The sequence below is a fragment of the Citrobacter sp. RHBSTW-00017 genome, from assembly GCF_013797615.1.
In the GTDB taxonomy this organism is placed as follows: Bacteria; Pseudomonadota; Gammaproteobacteria; order Enterobacterales; family Enterobacteriaceae; genus Citrobacter; species Citrobacter braakii.
The window spans coordinates 911,454-927,400 of record NZ_CP056899.1 but is presented as its reverse complement, the minus strand read 5'-3'; the positions used below and the strand labels follow the sequence as shown (position 1 = coordinate 927,400).

Annotated in this window: 19 protein-coding genes and 2 pseudogenes; 14 read left to right on the top strand and 7 right to left on the bottom strand. The window is 51.5% G+C overall.

From position 1 onward, the window contains the following. Positions 1–38: 38 nt before the first annotated feature. From rsmE to ruvX, 4 genes are all read left to right on the top strand, one after another. On the top strand, positions 39–770 hold the full coding sequence (rsmE, locus tag HV037_RS04540; RefSeq protein ID WP_016154393.1) for a 16S rRNA (uracil(1498)-N(3))-methyltransferase: 732 nt from the start codon (positions 39–41) through the stop codon (positions 768–770). Between the two features lie 12 nt (positions 771–782). Beyond that, positions 783–1,730: a glutathione synthase gene (gshB, locus tag HV037_RS04535; protein ID WP_016154394.1), complete on the top strand. Its 948-nt coding sequence runs from the start codon at positions 783–785 to the stop codon at positions 1,728–1,730. A gap of 176 nt (positions 1,731–1,906) precedes the next feature. Next, positions 1,907–2,470, top strand: a complete 564-nt coding sequence (locus tag HV037_RS04530; RefSeq protein WP_016154395.1) for a YqgE/AlgH family protein — start codon at positions 1,907–1,909, stop codon at positions 2,468–2,470. After that, positions 2,470–2,886 (top strand): Holliday junction resolvase RuvX, encoded by a 417-nt coding sequence (gene ruvX, locus HV037_RS04525; RefSeq protein WP_003825428.1) that lies wholly within the window; start codon positions 2,470–2,472, stop codon positions 2,884–2,886. Before HV037_RS04530 ends, ruvX begins: the two co-directional genes overlap by 1 nt. Here ruvX and HV037_RS04520 read toward each other — a convergent pair. Beyond that, on the bottom strand, positions 2,883–3,863 hold the full coding sequence (locus HV037_RS04520) for a type IV pilus twitching motility protein PilT (protein WP_016154397.1): 981 nt from the start codon (positions 3,861–3,863) through the stop codon (positions 2,883–2,885). The genes ruvX and HV037_RS04520 overlap by 4 nt on opposite strands. A gap of 17 nt (positions 3,864–3,880) precedes the next feature. Here HV037_RS04520 and HV037_RS04515 point away from each other — a divergent pair. Beyond that, a pseudogene (locus HV037_RS04515) lies at positions 3,881–4,051 on the top strand (YggS family pyridoxal phosphate enzyme); the annotation flags it as partial. A gap of 5 nt (positions 4,052–4,056) precedes the next feature. On the opposite strand, the gene HV037_RS04510 reads toward HV037_RS04515, so the two are convergent. After that, positions 4,057–4,476, bottom strand: a complete 420-nt coding sequence (locus HV037_RS04510; protein WP_016157440.1) for a DUF3828 domain-containing protein — start codon at positions 4,474–4,476, stop codon at positions 4,057–4,059. Between the two features lie 514 nt (positions 4,477–4,990). Next, positions 4,991–5,161, bottom strand: a pseudogene (locus HV037_RS04505) (type IV pili twitching motility protein PilT); the annotation flags it as partial. On the opposite strand from HV037_RS04505, the gene HV037_RS04500 reads away from it, so the two are divergent. Genes HV037_RS04500 through hemW form a run of 5 tightly spaced genes read left to right on the top strand, consistent with a single transcriptional unit; the run spans position 5,134 to position 8,440 of the window. After that, complete coding sequence (locus HV037_RS04500) at positions 5,134–5,838, top strand: YggS family pyridoxal phosphate-dependent enzyme (RefSeq protein WP_016154400.1); 705 nt, start codon at positions 5,134–5,136, stop codon at positions 5,836–5,838. The pseudogene HV037_RS04505 and the gene HV037_RS04500 sit on opposite strands and share 28 nt — an antisense overlap. Positions 5,839–5,856: 18 nt before the next feature. Further along, positions 5,857–6,423: a YggT family protein gene (locus tag HV037_RS04495; protein ID WP_016154401.1), complete on the top strand. Its 567-nt coding sequence runs from the start codon at positions 5,857–5,859 to the stop codon at positions 6,421–6,423. Beyond that, complete coding sequence (gene yggU, locus HV037_RS04490) at positions 6,420–6,710, top strand: DUF167 family protein YggU (RefSeq protein WP_005123286.1); 291 nt, start codon at positions 6,420–6,422, stop codon at positions 6,708–6,710. The genes HV037_RS04495 and yggU overlap by 4 nt, the downstream gene beginning before the upstream one ends. A gap of 7 nt (positions 6,711–6,717) precedes the next feature. After that, positions 6,718–7,311, top strand: coding sequence for an XTP/dITP diphosphatase (locus HV037_RS04485; RefSeq protein ID WP_016154402.1), 594 nt, complete (start codon positions 6,718–6,720; stop codon positions 7,309–7,311). Then, positions 7,304–8,440, top strand: coding sequence for a radical SAM family heme chaperone HemW (hemW, locus tag HV037_RS04480; RefSeq protein WP_103284209.1), 1,137 nt, complete (start codon positions 7,304–7,306; stop codon positions 8,438–8,440). The genes HV037_RS04485 and hemW overlap by 8 nt, the downstream gene beginning before the upstream one ends. Before the next feature lie 257 nt (positions 8,441–8,697). Here the strand turns inward: hemW and ansB are convergent, their stop codons facing one another. From ansB to trmB, 4 genes are all read right to left on the bottom strand, one after another. Further along, positions 8,698–9,744, bottom strand: a complete 1,047-nt coding sequence (gene ansB / locus HV037_RS04470; RefSeq protein WP_016154404.1) for an L-asparaginase 2 — start codon at positions 9,742–9,744, stop codon at positions 8,698–8,700. A 188-nt stretch (positions 9,745–9,932) separates the two neighbouring features. Further along, positions 9,933–10,652: a DUF2884 domain-containing protein gene (locus HV037_RS04465; RefSeq protein ID WP_016157447.1), complete on the bottom strand. Its 720-nt coding sequence runs from the start codon at positions 10,650–10,652 to the stop codon at positions 9,933–9,935. 49 nt (positions 10,653–10,701) lie between these two features. After that, complete coding sequence (locus tag HV037_RS04460) at positions 10,702–11,028, bottom strand: YggL family protein (RefSeq protein ID WP_019077661.1); 327 nt, start codon at positions 11,026–11,028, stop codon at positions 10,702–10,704. Beyond that, the gene (trmB, locus tag HV037_RS04455) at positions 11,028–11,747 is read right to left on the bottom strand and encodes a tRNA (guanosine(46)-N7)-methyltransferase TrmB (RefSeq protein WP_016154407.1); all 720 of its coding nucleotides are present in this window, start codon (positions 11,745–11,747) and stop codon (positions 11,028–11,030) included. The genes HV037_RS04460 and trmB overlap by 1 nt, the downstream gene beginning before the upstream one ends. A 160-nt stretch (positions 11,748–11,907) precedes the next feature. Here trmB and mutY point away from each other — a divergent pair, with 160 nt between their 5' ends. The 4 genes from mutY to HV037_RS04435 all read left to right on the top strand — a co-directional run bounded on the left by mutY (position 11,908) and on the right by HV037_RS04435 (position 15,910). Next, the gene (gene mutY, locus HV037_RS04450; RefSeq protein WP_032932009.1) at positions 11,908–12,960 is read left to right on the top strand and encodes an A/G-specific adenine glycosylase; all 1,053 of its coding nucleotides are present in this window, start codon (positions 11,908–11,910) and stop codon (positions 12,958–12,960) included. A gap of 27 nt (positions 12,961–12,987) precedes the next feature. Beyond that, complete coding sequence (locus HV037_RS04445; RefSeq protein WP_049268550.1) at positions 12,988–13,263, top strand: oxidative damage protection protein; 276 nt, start codon at positions 12,988–12,990, stop codon at positions 13,261–13,263. Between the two features lie 94 nt (positions 13,264–13,357). Further along, the gene (gene mltC / locus HV037_RS04440; RefSeq protein ID WP_016154410.1) at positions 13,358–14,443 is read left to right on the top strand and encodes a membrane-bound lytic murein transglycosylase MltC; all 1,086 of its coding nucleotides are present in this window, start codon (positions 13,358–13,360) and stop codon (positions 14,441–14,443) included. A gap of 210 nt (positions 14,444–14,653) precedes the next feature. Continuing rightward, positions 14,654–15,910, top strand: coding sequence for a nucleoside permease (locus HV037_RS04435; protein ID WP_016157449.1), 1,257 nt, complete (start codon positions 14,654–14,656; stop codon positions 15,908–15,910). The last annotated feature ends 37 nt before the right edge of the window (positions 15,911–15,947 follow it).

Genomic DNA, 15,947 nt, shown 5'->3' with positions numbered 1-15,947 from the left:
CCTTTTGCAGCCCAGGGCCATGACGCGGATGTTTAACTATGCGCATTCCTCGCATTTATCACCCTGAGCCACTCACTTCCGGCAGCCAAATTTCACTGTGTGAAGATGCAGCCAACCATATCGGCCGCGTGCTGCGTATGGGACCAGGCCAGGCGCTACAGCTGTTTGATGGCAGCAATCAGGTATTCGACGCCGAAATCACCCACGCCAGTAAGAAAAGCGTGGACGTGAAGGTGCTTAACGCTGAACTCGACGATCGAGAATCGCCGCTACACATCCACCTGGGCCAGGTGATGTCGCGGGGTGAAAAAATGGAATTTACTATCCAAAAATCGATTGAACTGGGTGTAAGCCTCATTACGCCACTTTTTTCTGAGCGCTGCGGCGTTAAACTGGACAGCGAACGCCTTAACAAGAAGCTTCAGCAGTGGCAGAAAATCGCCATTGCCGCCTGCGAACAGTGCGGTCGTAATCGGGTGCCTGAAATTCGCCCGGCGATGGATCTGGAAGCGTGGTGCGCCGAACAGGATGAAGGTCTGAAACTGAACCTGCATCCCCGCGCCAGCGCCAGCATCAATACGCTGCCGCTCCCGGTGGAACGCATCCGCTTGCTGATTGGCCCCGAAGGTGGGCTGTCGGCAGATGAAATTGCCATGACCGCACGATATCAATTTACTGATATTCTGTTAGGACCTCGCGTTCTGCGTACTGAGACAACTGCGCTCACCGCCATCACCGCGCTACAGGTGCGTTTTGGCGATCTGGGCTAACGGAGAAGAACAATGATCAAGCTCGGCATCGTGATGGATCCCATCGCAAGCATCAACATCAAGAAAGATTCCAGCTTCGCTATGCTGCTGGAAGCGCAACGTCGCGGTTACGAAATTCATTATATGGAAATGGCCGATCTCTATCTGATCAACGGTGAAGCCCGCGCCCGTACGCGTACCCTGAGCGTAGAGCAGAACTACGACAAATGGTATGAGTTCAATAGCGAGCAGGATCTCCCGCTGGCAGATCTGGACGTCATTCTGATGCGTAAGGATCCGCCGTTTGATACCGAGTTCATCTACGCAACCTATATTCTGGAACGTGCAGAGGAGAAAGGGACGCTAATCGTCAACAAACCGCAGAGCCTGCGCGATTGTAACGAGAAGCTGTTCACCGCATGGTTTGCCGACCTGACGCCGGAAACACTGGTCACGCGTAACAAAGCGCAGCTGAAAGCCTTCTGGCAAAAACACAGCGACATCATTCTCAAACCGCTGGACGGCATGGGCGGTGCATCTATTTTCCGCGTGAAGGAAGGCGATCCGAACCTTGGCGTTATTGCCGAAACGCTGACCGAGCACGGTACCCGTTATTGCATGGCGCAGAACTATCTACCGGCAATTAAAGACGGTGATAAACGCGTGCTGGTGGTCGATGGCGAACCCGTTCCGTACTGCCTGGCGCGTATTCCACAAGGCGGCGAAACCCGTGGCAACCTGGCAGCCGGCGGTCGTGGCGAGCCGCGTCCATTAACCGACAGCGACTGGGAAATTGCACGTCGCATTGGGCCAACGCTGAAAGCAAAAGGTTTGATTTTTGTCGGTCTGGATATCATTGGCGACCGTCTGACGGAAATTAACGTCACCAGCCCAACCTGTATTCGTGAAATTGAAGCGGAGTTCCCGGTTTCGATTACCGGTATGCTGATGGACGCCATCGAGGCACGTTTGCAGAAATAAATAAGTTGCCGGATGGCGATGCCTTCGCGTCTTATCCGGCCTACATTCGCACCCCGTAGGCCGGATAAGGCGAAGCCGCCATCCGGCAAAGCTATCTTCAGAGGGTGACATCTTCGCGCTTTGCCCACATACTGGGCTCTGTTGCTTTTTTGAACCAGGAAACAGAACCTCTGACAATGAATTTACAGCATCACTTTCTAATTGCCATGCCTGCTCTCCAGGATCCGATTTTCCGCCGTTCCGTGGTGTATATCTGTGAACACAATGAGAACGGAGCAATGGGGATTATCGTCAATAAGCCTCTGGAAAACTTACAAATTGAAGGGATTCTGGAAAAGCTAAAGATTACTCCAGAAGCACGCGATCCTGCCATTCGTCTGGACAAACCGGTGATGCTCGGCGGCCCGCTGGCGGAAGACCGTGGATTTATTCTACACACCCCGCCGTCACGCTTTGCCTCCAGTATTCGCATTTCAGATAACACTATCATCACGACCTCCCGCGATGTACTTGAAACCCTGGGTACACAGGAGCAGCCATCCGAAGTGCTGGTTGCGCTGGGCTATTCATCATGGGAAAAAGGTCAACTGGAACAAGAGCTACTGGATAACGCCTGGCTCACTGCTCCCGCAGACCTCAACATCTTATTTAAAACGCCGATTGCCGACCGCTGGCGCGATGCGGCGAAGCTTATCGGGATTGATATTCAGACCATGCCTGGCGTGGCGGGACACGCCTGATGAGCGGAACATTACTCTCTTTTGATTTTGGTACGAAAAGTATCGGCGTCGCGGTTGGTCAACGCATTACCGGTACGGCGAGACCCTTGCCCGCCATCAAAGCACAGGACGGCACGCCAGACTGGAGTTTGATTGAACGCCTGCTAAAAGAGTGGCAGCCGGACGAAATCATTGTCGGCCTGCCGCTCAATATGGATGGCACCGAACAACCCCTTACTGCGCGCGCGCGCAAATTCGCTAACCGCATTCACGGTCGCTTTGGCGTAACCGTAACGCTGCACGATGAACGTTTGAGCACCGTCGAAGCCCGCTCAGGCCTGTTTGAGCAAGGCGGATACCGGGCGTTAAATAAAGGCAAAGTAGATTCCGCTTCTGCCGTTATTATCCTTGAAAGCTATTTCGAGCAGGGCTACTAAAGTCGCCCCTGCGCCTGGCGCTGCTGCTGACTTTGTGCAAACGTCTGCATACCTGTCTGCTGCCCGGTTTGAATCACACCGGGTAGCTGATGCGTTTTCCCTTCGCGGATCAAATTGCCCACGGCGGGCGTGTTGACGAGCAGTTCAAATAGCGCCACGCGTCCTCCCTGCTTATCTTCCTCCAGCTTTTGCGAAAGTACCGCCCGCAGGCTGTCTGCCAGCTGGTTACGCACCGGATCTTTCTCCTGTGCGGGAAAGGTGTCCACCAGCCGCGCGATGGCCTGCGCCGCCCCTCGCGTATGTAAGGTTGCCAACACCAGATGCCCGGTCTCCGCTGCCGTTAAGGCCAAACGAATAGTTTCCACGTCGCGCAGCTCGCCCAGCAAAATGACGTCGGGATCTTCGCGTAACGCGCCGCGCAAACCGGCAGCAAAAGAAGCGCAGTGTACGCCCACCTCCCGCTGTTGAATAAGACAACGCTGGCTGGTGTAGCGATATTCAATCGGATCTTCCAGCGTCAGAATATGCCCCGCAATATGTTGATTAAGGTACTCCACCATCGCCGCCAGGGTGGTTGATTTACCGCTGCCGGTGGCTCCAGTGACCAGAACTAATCCATTTTCACCGTGCAGCAGTTCAGGTATGGCCTCCGGAGTCTGAAGATCGTCTAAACGAGGACATTCAAGCGGTAGCAATCTTAGCGCCAGCGAGGTGCCCTGCTGATGAGCAAATGCGCTGGCGCGTAGACGCCGGGAGTCCGCCAGCGTAAGGGCAAAATCAATCTGCCCCTGTTCCCGCCACTGTACCTGTTGTTGCTCACTGAGCCAGCACATCAGCAGATTCTCCACGTCAGGGGGAGTAAATGGTGCTATTTCGACTTTTCCACGTATGCGCCAGCGCGCCGGCCATGCATTGCACAGGTGTAGATCCGACACGTTATGCTTTACACTAAGGGCCACTATTTCTTCCATATTCATATGAACATCCTCGGAAAATGAACGATATCGCGCATAACCTGGCACATGTCCGGGACAAAATCTCAGCCGCCGCGACGCGTTGCGGGCGGTCTTCAGAAGAAGTGATATTGCTTGCAGTCAGCAAAACCAAACCTGCGAGCGCCATCGAAGAAGCCATCGTCGCAGGATTATTTTCAATTGGTGAAAACAACGACTAATAGCGAGTAGTCACGCTCTTGATTTTCCATACACCTTTTTCTTCTACCATGCAGTCAATAACTTTTTGAGATGACTCACCTGTTCCAAATGTCAAATAGACATTGGTACAAATAGGATCAGCTATAATTAGATCAATACTAATATGCTTACTCCAGTCTTTATCGGCAAAATCCTGAACTTTTAGAAAATAATCCTCTTCAAGCTCATTGCTTCTATAAGCTTGCTTTAATTTATTCAATGTATCAATAATAACATAAGGCTCTAATGCCGTCGGTTCATCTGCAACTGGGATGATATTATGAGCAATCTGCTTGATATACCAGGCATTGAATTTTAATGCCTGAGTATCAGCAGGTATTATTCCTGCCATAGCAAACGATGAGAATAGAAAAGTAAATAATATCAATCGTTTCATCAGTTATGCCTATAGAGTTTATACGAGGGCTGATTTTTACGATAACCAGGTCCGGGATACACACCATGTTCGATTGCTGCTGTTACTGCCCTGGCACAATAACCTGTAGCGTGCGCATGAGCATTATTCCTAACAAAATTTATAGCGGCTTCTTTATTCCACATTTGCAAAACCTCATTTATAAACGAAGAGTATGAAATATCACAAAGCGAACCATCACCTTGAACATTAAATGCTTCCAACTCTATTTATTGACATCACAAATATGCCCGCAAGCTGTATTTCCGATGTGTATTTCCGCTTAATAACAAATGAGGTTATAATATTTACCTTACCAAATATCTAATTTTTTGCTTTATTAGAAATAAATATCATCCCAAATTTTATAACTGTAGAATATTTACACTGGGGCAAACTGGAGCTGAATAAAACGAATTGAAATCCTGTCAGTTAAATCTGTTTACGTCCTCCTACAGACTCACATTTTTATACTCAGCCTATCTGCAGCCTTACCAGGCGTAGTAAATGGTGCGGTTTCGACTTTTCCACCTATGCGCCAGCGCGCAGGCCATGCATTGCACAGGTGTAGATCCGACACGTTATGCTTTACACTAAGGGCCACTATTTCTTCCATATTCATATGAACATCCTCGGAAAATGAACGATATCGCGCATAACCTGGCACATGTCCGGGACAAAATCTCAGCCGCCGCGACGCGTTGCGGGCGGTCTTCAGAAGAAGTTATGTTGCTTGCAGTCAGCAAAACCAAACCTGCGAGCGCCATCGAAGAAGCCATGACCGCAGGGCAGCGTGCCTTCGGTGAAAACTATGTCCAGGAAGGGGTGGATAAGATCCGCTACTTTCAGGAAAAAGGCGTTAACGATCTGCAGTGGCACTTTATCGGCCCGCTGCAGTCGAACAAAAGTCGTCTGGTAGCTGAACATTTTGACTGGTGCCATACGATTGATCGTCTGCGTATCGCTGCCCGTCTGAGCGAACAGCGCCCGGCGGAACTGCCGCCGCTCAATGTGTTGATTCAGATTAATATCAGCGATGAGAACAGTAAGTCAGGTATTCCGCTTGCAGAGCTTGACGCACTGGCCGCTGAGGTCGCCGCGCTGCCACGCATTACCCTGCGTGGTCTGATGGCGATTCCGGCGCCAGAGTCAGATTATGTAAGGCAGTTTGAAGTTGCACAGCAAATGGCGGTAGCATTTGCCGGGTTGAAAACACGCTACCCAAGTATCGACACGCTCTCACTGGGGATGTCTGATGATATGGATGCTGCCATTGCGGCGGGTAGCACGATGGTGCGCATCGGCACTGCCATTTTTGGTGCTCGTGATTACACTAAAAAATAAGGAAAACTAAGGAACACCATGAATACGTTGACCTTCCTGCTCTCAACGGTAATTGAGCTGTATACCATGGCGCTGCTGCTGCGCGTGTGGATGCAATGGTCTCGCTGCGATTTCTACAACCCGTTCTCGCAGTTTATTGTGAAAATCACTCAGCCCATTATTGGGCCGTTACGCCGTATTATTCCCCCGATGGGGCCAATTGACAGCGCATCGGCATTAGTTGCGCTCGTTCTGAGCTTTATCAAGGCCATCGTGCTGTTTAAGGTGGTTACGTTCCAGCCGATCATCTGGATCGCCGCCGTGCTGATTGTTCTGAAGACCATCGGACTGCTGATTTTCTGGGTTCTGCTGGTAATGGCGATTATGAGCTGGGTCAGCCAGGGCCGCAGCCCTGTGGAGTACGTGCTGATTCAACTGGCGGATCCGCTGCTGCGTCCTATTCGTCGCTTACTTCCAGGCATGGGCGGGATCGATTTCTCGCCAATGATCCTGGTTCTGCTGCTGTATGTCATTAACATGGGCATCGCAGAAGTGTTACAGGCGACAGGTAACATGCTGCTGCCGGGGCTGTGGATGGCGCTATGAGTGCCGTTACCCCCTGCGATGACGGTCTGGTTTTACGGCTCTACATTCAGCCTAAAGCCAGCCGTGACAGTATTGTAGGTTTACATGGCGACGAGCTAAAAGTCGCCATTACCGCCCCACCGGTTGATGGGCAAGCCAATAGCCATCTGGTGAAGTTTCTCGGCAAACAGTTCCGTGTGGCAAAAAGCCAGGTCGTCATTGAGAAGGGCGAGCTTGGTCGTCACAAACAGGTTAAAATCATTCATCCGCAACAGATCCCGCCCGAAATTGCGGCACTAACTGATTAGGTATCCCATGCAAAAAGTTGTCCTCGCGACCGGCAACGCCGGTAAAGTGCGTGAACTCGCCTCTCTTCTGAGTGATTTCGGTCTTGATGTTGTTGCTCAAACGGATCTGGGTGTTGATTCTGCAGAAGAGACCGGGCTGACGTTTATTGAGAACGCCATTCTGAAGGCACGTCATGCCGCGCAAATTACCGGTTTACCCGCCATTGCTGATGACTCCGGTCTGGCGGTAAATGCCCTTGGCGGCGCGCCGGGCATCTATTCAGCCCGCTATTCCGGCGAAGATGCAACCGATCAGCAGAACCTGGAAAAACTGCTCCACACCCTGCAGGATGTTCCTGATGACAAGCGCCAGGCACAATTCCACTGCGTGCTGGTGTATATGCGCCATGCAGACGATCCAACACCTGTGGTTTGCCACGGACGCTGGCCGGGCGTTATTGCCCGTGAACCTGCCGGAAACGGTGGTTTTGGCTACGACCCAATCTTCTTTGTGCCCTCTGAAGGGAAAACCGCCGCCGAACTGACCCGCGAAGAAAAGAGCGCGATTTCTCACCGCGGACAAGCGCTGAAGCTGCTGCTGGATGCCCTGCGTAATGGTTAAGCTTCCGCCGTTAAGTCTTTACATTCACATCCCGTGGTGCGTGCAGAAATGCCCGTACTGCGACTTCAACTCGCATGCGCTAAAAGGCGAAGTCCCTCATGACGACTATGTGCAGCATCTGCTGAGCGATCTGGATTCTGAGGTGGCCCACGCCCAGGGCCGCGAGGTAAAGACGATTTTTATCGGTGGTGGTACGCCGAGCCTGCTTTCTGGCCCGGCAATGCAAACGCTGCTCGACGGCGTGCGCGCACGGCTGAATCTCGCCGCAGATGCAGAAATCACGATGGAGGCGAATCCCGGTACGGTGGAAGCCGATCGCTTTGTGGATTATCAACGTGCTGGCGTAAACCGTATCTCCATTGGTGTACAGAGCTTTAGCTCCGCCAAACTCGAACGTCTGGGACGTATTCACGGACCGGAAGAAGCCAAACGTGCAGCGCACCTGGCGAGCGGTCTGGGACTACGCAGCTTTAACCTCGACCTGATGCACGGTTTACCGGATCAGACGCTGGAAGAGGCGCTGAGCGATTTACAGCAGGCCATCGCGCTCAACCCGCCGCATCTTTCCTGGTATCAGTTGACCATCGAGCCGAATACGCTGTTCGGGTCCCGACCACCGGTATTACCGGACGACGACGCGCTGTGGGATATTTTTGAGCAAGGCCACCAGTTGCTGACCGCCGCGGGGTATCAGCAGTACGAAACCTCAGCCTACGCCAGACCGGGTTATCAGTGTCAGCACAACCTAAATTACTGGCGTTTTGGCGACTACTTAGGCATTGGTTGCGGCGCGCACGGCAAAGTCACTTTCCCAGACGGTCGCATCCTGCGCACTACCAAAACGCGACATCCGCGCGGATACATGCAAGGACGTTATCTGGAAAGCCAGCGAGATGTCGCCGAGGCCGATAAGCCGTTTGAGTTCTTTATGAACCGTTTCCGGCTGCTGGAAGCCGCGCCTCGCGCGGAGTTCACGCAATATACCGGGCTTACCGAAGACGTTATTCGTCGACAGATCGATGAGGCCATTACCCAGGGCTATCTGAGTGAATGCGATGAATACTGGCAGATTACCCAGCACGGTAAGCTATTTTTGAATTCTCTGCTGGAGCTGTTTCTGGCGGAGTGATGCTCGATGCGCCCACGGGCGCATTATTGACAGGTGTGTCTTTAGTGGCCAGCATGGCGGAAAACTTTACAGGATGGCCTTTCGTCCAGGTCTTTCAAAACTTTTATAATCCCCGACCATTCCCACTAAGGTGTATAAATATGCAAAATAACGATCGGCAATCATCATAACCACAAAAATGATGAGTGAATTAATCGTTACGCATATTCAGAAGATTTTGAGAAAACGCCCCAGTCGAATGACCGGGGCCGGAGTGATTAATACTGATTAAACATTTCCTGGATCTGCTTAGGATCCTTGGTTTGGGTCAGAGCCAGTTGCAGCAGAACACGCGCTTTTTGCGGGTTCAGAGAGCCTGACGCCACAAATCCGTATTTCGCATCATCAACTTCAGCATCCTGGGTGGTAGCGCCCGTTGGTACACGGGATGAACGCACCACAACGGTACCTTTATGCGCGGCAGTTGCTAGCGTATCGAAAATGGTTTTATACAGGTTACCGTTACCTACACCCGCACTGACGATCCCGGCGTAACCCGCGTCTACCAATGCTTTGGCTGGCAGATCGGAGGCGTTAGCGTAGTTGTAAACAATCCCAACTTTCGGCAGCTCGGTCAGCTTAGATACATCGAACGGCGTGGATGTGGTGTGCTTACGCGCAGGCGTACGCTGGTAGTCGATTTTACCGTTATGGATATACCCCAGCGGACCATAGTTAACGGATTTGAAAGTAGCGACATCCGTAGTGTTAGTTTTGGTCACGTCGCGACCATCCATAACGGTGTCGTTCATCACCACCAGCACACCACGGTTGGCAGAGGCTTTGTCTGCGGCGGTTACCACGGCGTTATACAGGTTGAAAGGGCCATCAGCGCTCATACCTGTAGACGGACGCATTGCGCCGACCAGCACCACCGGCTTGTTGCATTTGACGGTGAGATCGAGGAAATAGGCGGTTTCTTCCATGGTATCCGTACCATGTGTTACCACGAAGCCGTCAGTTTTATCACACTCGGTATTAATCTTTTTCGCCAGCGTTAGCCAGACTTCGTCATTCATATCCTGGGAGCCGATGTTCACCACCTGCTCGCCTTTCACAACGGCGATATCTTTCAACTGAGGTACGGCATCAACCAAATTTTCTACGCCGACTTTGCCTGCCGTGTAGTTAGATTTTGTTGCGGAGTCACCGCCGCCGGCAATCGTCCCGCCGGTAGCTAAAATAGTGATGTTTGGCAGTGCAAGCGCCGCGCCGCTGAAACCCATAACCAGTGCGGCAAGTGCCGTTCTCTTGAAAAACTCCATGTTATTTCTCCAGTTACTTGAATTTGCAGCATTATGTCTATCTTACAGATGAATAATGTGACGCCATCCAATTAACCAGATTTATATCTCCATCAAATTGTTATTCTTAGAGATGGATATCAAAAAAACAGAAAAGTACAAAATAAAACGGCACAGAATGTTTCTGTGCCGTTAAAAAGAGGTGAAGATTATTTCAGAGTGCTAACCAGCGTTTTACGATCGTTTTCCAGCGTCACGACGCGGGCACAAACATCTTTGCCAAACTGCTGGAAGTCTTGTTCCTGATTCTTCCATTCGTTCTGAATTGAGGTTTGCAAACCTCCGAGGCTTCCGAGCACGCCCTGCAGCGGATTACCACCGCCTTTGAGCACGGCTTTCGCCCCCATCTCGTTGATGCTGTCCTGCAAAATACCGCCCATCGCCTGATTGACCAGCTGTTGTCCATCCGCGCGAACCTGATCAATCGCCTTATAATGGAAGGTCAGGCCGTCAGTGCGATGCTCAATAATGCGGTTCATCTGCTCTTTCAATTGCGCATCCAGCTTAGTTAAGCGGCCACGCATGTTGCTGCTTTCGCCGACCTCTTTGGCGATGATTTTATCCAGCGCTACGCGACCTTTCTCCACGCGCGCTCTGGCACCTTCGTCAATCCACGGCAGGCTGCTACGCAACGCCGCCTGATAATCTTTAGCCTGCTCACGCTGCGCGGCGTTCAGGTTGTACTGTTTACCGTTAAAGGTGACATCACCGGCCTGGGTAATGACCAGGTTGCCGTTCTCACCCTTCACCTGTACCGTTTGTGGACTCAAAATCACATCGTCACGCGGGGTGACGCTGCACTGATAATCAGCATGTGCGGCCATCGCCGTGAACGTTAGGACTGCCGCCAGCAGCGTTTTGCGCATCATATCTTTCCCTCAATACAAATTGGGCCGGCATTTGCCGACCCTTTGCTACTTAGTCCCACCAAATATCGAAAAGTTCGCTGGTGCGCACTTCTTCGAGTTTGCGCTCTTCCAGCCACTTACGCACGATAGCCTGATGTTCTTCGGTGCATTTGCCGATTTCCTGCAGACAGATCAGACCTTCCCAGGCCAGATAGCCGCTGCCGTCAAAGGCCAGCTTGTTCGGTTCGATAACTTCATTGATAAAATCATCAACGATTTGATCGACCTGCTCTCCAGATGTACCTTCCGGGAAACGCCATGCAACCGAAAATCCTACTTCCTGGAATTCGTCGATGTGCATTTTTTTACGCAGACGACGGCTACGGTTCTTTGCCATTATTTCACCCTCTCGAACATTAAGTCCCATACGCCGTGGCCAAGACGATGACCACGTTGTTCAAATTTGGTTACCGGGCGCGATTCCGGGCGCGGTACATAATCGTTACTCTCTGACTGGTTTTTATACCCGTCAATCGAGGACATCACTTCAAGCATGTGCTCCGCATAGGCTTCCCAGTCGGTTGCCATGTGGAACACGCCGCCCAGCTTCAGCTTGCTTAAGATATGCTCAGCAAACGGTACCTGAACGATACGGCGTTTATTATGACGTGCTTTATGCCACGGGTCAGGGAAAAACAGCTGAACCATAGATAAAGAATTGTCAGGAATCATTTTATGCAGGACTTCGACGGCATCATGGCACATGACACGCAGGTTCTCGACGCCCTCTTCATGAGCTGAAGCCAGACACGCGCCAACGCCCGGTGAGTGAACCTCAATGCCGAGGAAATTTTGCTCCGGACGCGCTTTCGCCATCGCCACCAGCGAAGCCCCCATACCAAAACCAATTTCAAGCGTGACTGGCGCATCGCGACCAAACAGCGCAGCGAAATCCACAGGTTCTTCGCTGAACTCAACGCCCATCACCGGCCAGTAGTTTTCCAGCGCGTGTTCCTGCCCTTTCGTCAGTCGCCCCTGGCGACGAACAAAACTACGAATCCGGCGCAGCGGGCGGCCGTTTTCATCAAATTCCGGTGAAATGACGTCGTTCTTCATAAAAGTTTAGTCTGCTGTGTTTGAGTTCTGAAAACGGGCATTATCCAAAGTTAGTTGCCGGATGCAAGTAAAGGAAGAAAGTGAGCAGCGGAAAGTTCCGGTTTACACCCCGTTGCCGCTGTGCTGCAATCTTGCCCCCGGCAATAATGAAACGGTAATCATGCAAGCGTCTCAATTCTCGGCTCAGGTTTTGAGCTGGTACGACAAATACGGGCGGAAAACGCTGCCCTGGCAAATTGACAAGACGCCTTACAAAGTATGGCTCTCTGAGGTGATGCTGCAACAAACTCAGGTTGCGACCGTTATCCCCTACTTTGAGCGCTTTATGGCGCGCTTCCCAACGGTAACGGATTTAGCCCATGCGCCGCTGGATGAAGTCCTGCATTTATGGACCGGGCTGGGCTATTACGCTCGAGCGCGTAATCTGCATAAAGCCGCGCAACAGGTTGTGACGCAGCACGGCGGCTCATTCCCGCAAACCTTTGATGAAGTGGCCGCCCTGCCAGGCGTCGGACGTTCAACTGCAGGCGCGATCCTTTCGCTCTCCCTGGGTCAGCATTTTCCGATTCTTGACGGTAACGTCAAACGTGTGCTGGCTCGCTGTTATGCTGTAAGCGGCTGGCCGGGTAAAAAAGAGGTCGAAAAGAAACTGTGGGAGTTGAGTGAGCAGGTTACGCCAGCCCATGGGGTTGAGCGGTTTAATCAGGCGATGATGGATTTAGGCGCCATGGTCTGTACGCGCTCAAAACCCAAATGTTCCCTGTGTCCGTTGGAAAATGGCTGTGTGGCGAGCGCCAATGCAAGCTGGGCGCTGTACCCAGGTAAAAAACCCAAACAGACATTACCAGAACGGACGGGCTATTTTTTACTGATGCAGCATGAAAACGAGGTGTTGCTCGCGCAGCGACCACCCAGCGGCTTATGGGGTGGCTTATACTGTTTTCCGCAGTTTGATGATGAGGATGGGCTACGCGACTGGCTGGCGCAACGGCAAATTAACGCAGATAATCTGACCCAACTTAATGCGTTTCGCCATACCTTTAGCCATTTCCACTTAGATATTGTGCCTATGTGGCTTCCCGTGTCCTCATTCACCTCATGCATGGATGAAGGCAACGCGCTCTGGTATAACTTAGCGCAACCGCCGTCGGTCGGACTGGCGGCCCCCGTGGAGCGTTTGTTACAGCAATTACGTGCCGGCACACAGGTTTAACGTACCGGTCGATAAAGAGGATTTTTTATGAGCAGAACAATTTTTTGCACTTTCCTGCAACGCGAAGCAGAAGGACAGGATTTTCAGCTGTACCCGGGCGATCTGGGAAAACGCATATATAACGAGATTTCTAAAGAAGCATGGGCGCAATGGCAACAAAAACAAACCATGCTGATTAACGAGAAGAAACTCAATATGATGAACGTTGAACACCGTAAGTTACTGGAACAGGAGATGATTAACTTCCTGTTTGAAGGTAAGGATGTGCATATTGAAGGCTATACGCCTGAAGAAAAAAAATAAGCATCGCTTGCTGGCAATCTCGTAGGCCGGATAGGGTGCTTGCACCGCCATCCGGCAAAACGATACAACAACAAACACAACACGCACTCCCGGAATGATGAAAAAATTTCTCGCGCTTGCCGTTATCGCGCCGTTGCTCATCTCCTGTTCCAGTTCGACCAAAAAAGGCGATTCCTATAACGAAGCCTGGGTCAAGGATACCAACGGTTTTGATATTCTGATGGGGCAATTTGCCCATAACATTGAGAATCTGTGGGGATTTAAGGAAGTGCTGATTGCAGGTCCGAAGGACTACGTAAAGTATACCGATCAGTATCAAACCCGCAGCCATATCAATTTTGATGACGGTACGATAACCGTCGAGACCATTGCCGGGACAGATCCAGCCGGACATCTGCGTCTAGCGATTATCAAGACGTTGCTGATGGGTGATGATCCGGGTTCTATCGACCTCTATTCCGATGTCGACGACATTAAGATTTCCAAAGAGCCGTTCCTGTACGGGCAGGTAGTCGATAATACCGGCCAGCCTATTCGTTGGGAGGGACGTGCAACCAACTTTGCCAACTACCTGCTACAAACGCGACTGAAAAAGCGCAGCAATGGCTTGCGTATCATCTATAGCGTGACGATCAATCTGGTCCCGAACCACCTTGATAAGCGCGCGCATAAATACGTCGGCATGGTACGTCAGGCTTCACGTAAGTATGGCGTCGACGAGTCGCTGATTCTGGCCATCATGCAAACCGAATCCTCGTTTAACCCGTATGCGGTCAGCCATGCCGATGCGCTGGGACTCATGCAGGTGGTACAACACAGCGCCGGAAAAGATGTGTTCCGTTCCCAGGGGCGCTCAGGCACGCCAAGCCGTAGCTTCTTGTTTGACCCGGCCAGCAACATTGATACCGGTACTGCCTATCTGGCAATGCTGAATAATGTCTATTTGGGCGGCATTGATAATCCGACCTCGCGTCGCTATGCGGTGATCACCGCGTATAACGGCGGCGCGGGCAGCGTGCTGCGCGTGTTCTCGAACGATAAAATACAGGCCGCAAACATCATTAACAGCATGTCCCCTGGGGACGTTTATCAAACGCTGACCACCCGACACCCATCTGCTGAATCACGCCGATATCTTTACAAGGTCAATTCCGCACAAAAATCATATCGTCGCCGCTAATGTATCCCTCTCTTGCCCCCTAAAACGGGGGCCTGAAGAGGGAAAAACGTTAACTCCATCACTCTTTTGCTTTGCAATCCGAAATTGTTTGCAAATATTTGTCACAGGTAACAAAAAAAGAGTGCCTCTCGTTGATAGAATCACATCATATAGCCACGGCAAATGTGCCTTTTAAAACATTCATCCGCATTACGGTGTGAGGAAATTAACATGAATCTTAAGCTGCAGCTGAAAGTTCTCTCGTTTCTGCAGTTCTGCTTATGGGGTAGTTGGCTCACTACCCTCGGCTCCTATATGTTTGTCACCCTTAAATTTGATGGTGCATCCATTGGCGCGGTGTACAGCTCGCTGGGGATCGCCGCCGTGTTTATGCCTACGCTGTTAGGGATCGTGGCTGACAAATGGATCAGTGCGAAATGGGTGTACACCATTTGTCACCTGGTCGGCGCAGCAACGCTGTTCGCCGCAGCGGAAGTCACCACGCCAGGCGCCATGTTCTTTGTGATCTTGCTTAACTCCCTGGCCTATATGCCAACGTTGGGGTTAATCAACACCATCTCTTACTATCGCCTGCAATCAGCCGGGATGGATATTGTTACAGACTTCCCGCCAATCCGTATCTGGGGCACCATCGGCTTTATTCTGGCGATGTGGGCGGTAAGCTTCTCCGGCTTTGAACTGAGCCATATGCAGCTGTATATCGGCGCGACGCTGTCCGTCGTATTGGCGCTGTTTACCCTGACGCTGCCGCATATCCCGGTCGCCAATCAGCAGAAAAACCAGAGCTGGTCTTCCATGTTGGGCCTGGATGCCTTCGCGCTATTTAAAAACAAGCGTATGGCGATTTTCTTCATCTTCTCTATGATGCTGGGCGCAGAGCTGCAAATTACCAATATGTTCGGTAATACCTTCCTGCACAGCTTCGATAACAATCCGCTGTTCTCCGGCAGCTTCATCGTTGAACACGCGTCAGTGATGATGTCGATTTCGCAGATCTCCGAGACGCTGTTTATCCTGACCATCCCGTTCTTCTTAAGCCGTTACGGTATTAAGAACGTGATGCTTATCAGTATCGTGGCGTGGATGCTGCGCTTTGGCCTGTTTGCCTACGGCGATCCAACACCGTTCGGTACCGTGCTGCTGGTTCTGTCGATGATTGTTTACGGCTGCGCCTTCGACTTCTTCAACATCTCTGGCTCCGTGTTTGTAGAGAAAGAAGTTCGCCCTGAAATCCGCGCCAGCGCACAAGGCATGTTCCTGATGATGACCAACGGCTTCGGTTGTATTCTGGGCGGTCTGGTGAGCGGTAAAGTAGTTGAACACTATACGCTGAACGGTATTACCGATTGGCAGACCGTGTGGCTGATCTTCGCAGGTTACTCGCTGGTTCTGGCTTTTGCCTTCGTTGCGCTGTTTAAATACAAACACGTACGCGTTCCGGCAGGCGCCCAGACTATCGCGCACTAATCTTTATTGATTAAATAGGGTCACCTGATAGTGGCCC

Bases quoted from the DNA above. Each gene is read 5' to 3' on its own strand.
- rsmE (WP_016154393.1), top strand. From the start codon at position 39: ATGCGCATTCCTCGCATTTATCACCCTGAGCCACTCACTTCCGGCAGC.
- gshB (WP_016154394.1), top strand. From the start codon at position 783: ATGATCAAGCTCGGCATCGTGATGGATCCCATCGCAAGCATCAACATC.
- HV037_RS04530 (WP_016154395.1), top strand. From the start codon at position 1,907: ATGAATTTACAGCATCACTTTCTAATTGCCATGCCTGCTCTCCAGGAT.
- ruvX (WP_003825428.1), top strand. From the start codon at position 2,470: ATGAGCGGAACATTACTCTCTTTTGATTTTGGTACGAAAAGTATCGGC.
- HV037_RS04520 (WP_016154397.1), bottom strand. From the start codon at position 3,863: ATGAATATGGAAGAAATAGTGGCCCTTAGTGTAAAGCATAACGTGTCG.
- HV037_RS04510 (WP_016157440.1), bottom strand. From the start codon at position 4,476: ATGAAACGATTGATATTATTTACTTTTCTATTCTCATCGTTTGCTATG.
- HV037_RS04500 (WP_016154400.1), top strand. From the start codon at position 5,134: ATGAACGATATCGCGCATAACCTGGCACATGTCCGGGACAAAATCTCA.
- HV037_RS04495 (WP_016154401.1), top strand. From the start codon at position 5,857: ATGAATACGTTGACCTTCCTGCTCTCAACGGTAATTGAGCTGTATACC.
- yggU (WP_005123286.1), top strand. From the start codon at position 6,420: ATGAGTGCCGTTACCCCCTGCGATGACGGTCTGGTTTTACGGCTCTAC.
- HV037_RS04485 (WP_016154402.1), top strand. From the start codon at position 6,718: ATGCAAAAAGTTGTCCTCGCGACCGGCAACGCCGGTAAAGTGCGTGAA.
- hemW (WP_103284209.1), top strand. From the start codon at position 7,304: ATGGTTAAGCTTCCGCCGTTAAGTCTTTACATTCACATCCCGTGGTGC.
- ansB (WP_016154404.1), bottom strand. From the start codon at position 9,744: ATGGAGTTTTTCAAGAGAACGGCACTTGCCGCACTGGTTATGGGTTTC.
- HV037_RS04465 (WP_016157447.1), bottom strand. From the start codon at position 10,652: ATGATGCGCAAAACGCTGCTGGCGGCAGTCCTAACGTTCACGGCGATG.
- HV037_RS04460 (WP_019077661.1), bottom strand. From the start codon at position 11,028: ATGGCAAAGAACCGTAGCCGTCGTCTGCGTAAAAAAATGCACATCGAC.
- trmB (WP_016154407.1), bottom strand. From the start codon at position 11,747: ATGAAGAACGACGTCATTTCACCGGAATTTGATGAAAACGGCCGCCCG.
- mutY (WP_032932009.1), top strand. From the start codon at position 11,908: ATGCAAGCGTCTCAATTCTCGGCTCAGGTTTTGAGCTGGTACGACAAA.
- HV037_RS04445 (WP_049268550.1), top strand. From the start codon at position 12,988: ATGAGCAGAACAATTTTTTGCACTTTCCTGCAACGCGAAGCAGAAGGA.
- mltC (WP_016154410.1), top strand. From the start codon at position 13,358: ATGATGAAAAAATTTCTCGCGCTTGCCGTTATCGCGCCGTTGCTCATC.
- HV037_RS04435 (WP_016157449.1), top strand. From the start codon at position 14,654: ATGAATCTTAAGCTGCAGCTGAAAGTTCTCTCGTTTCTGCAGTTCTGC.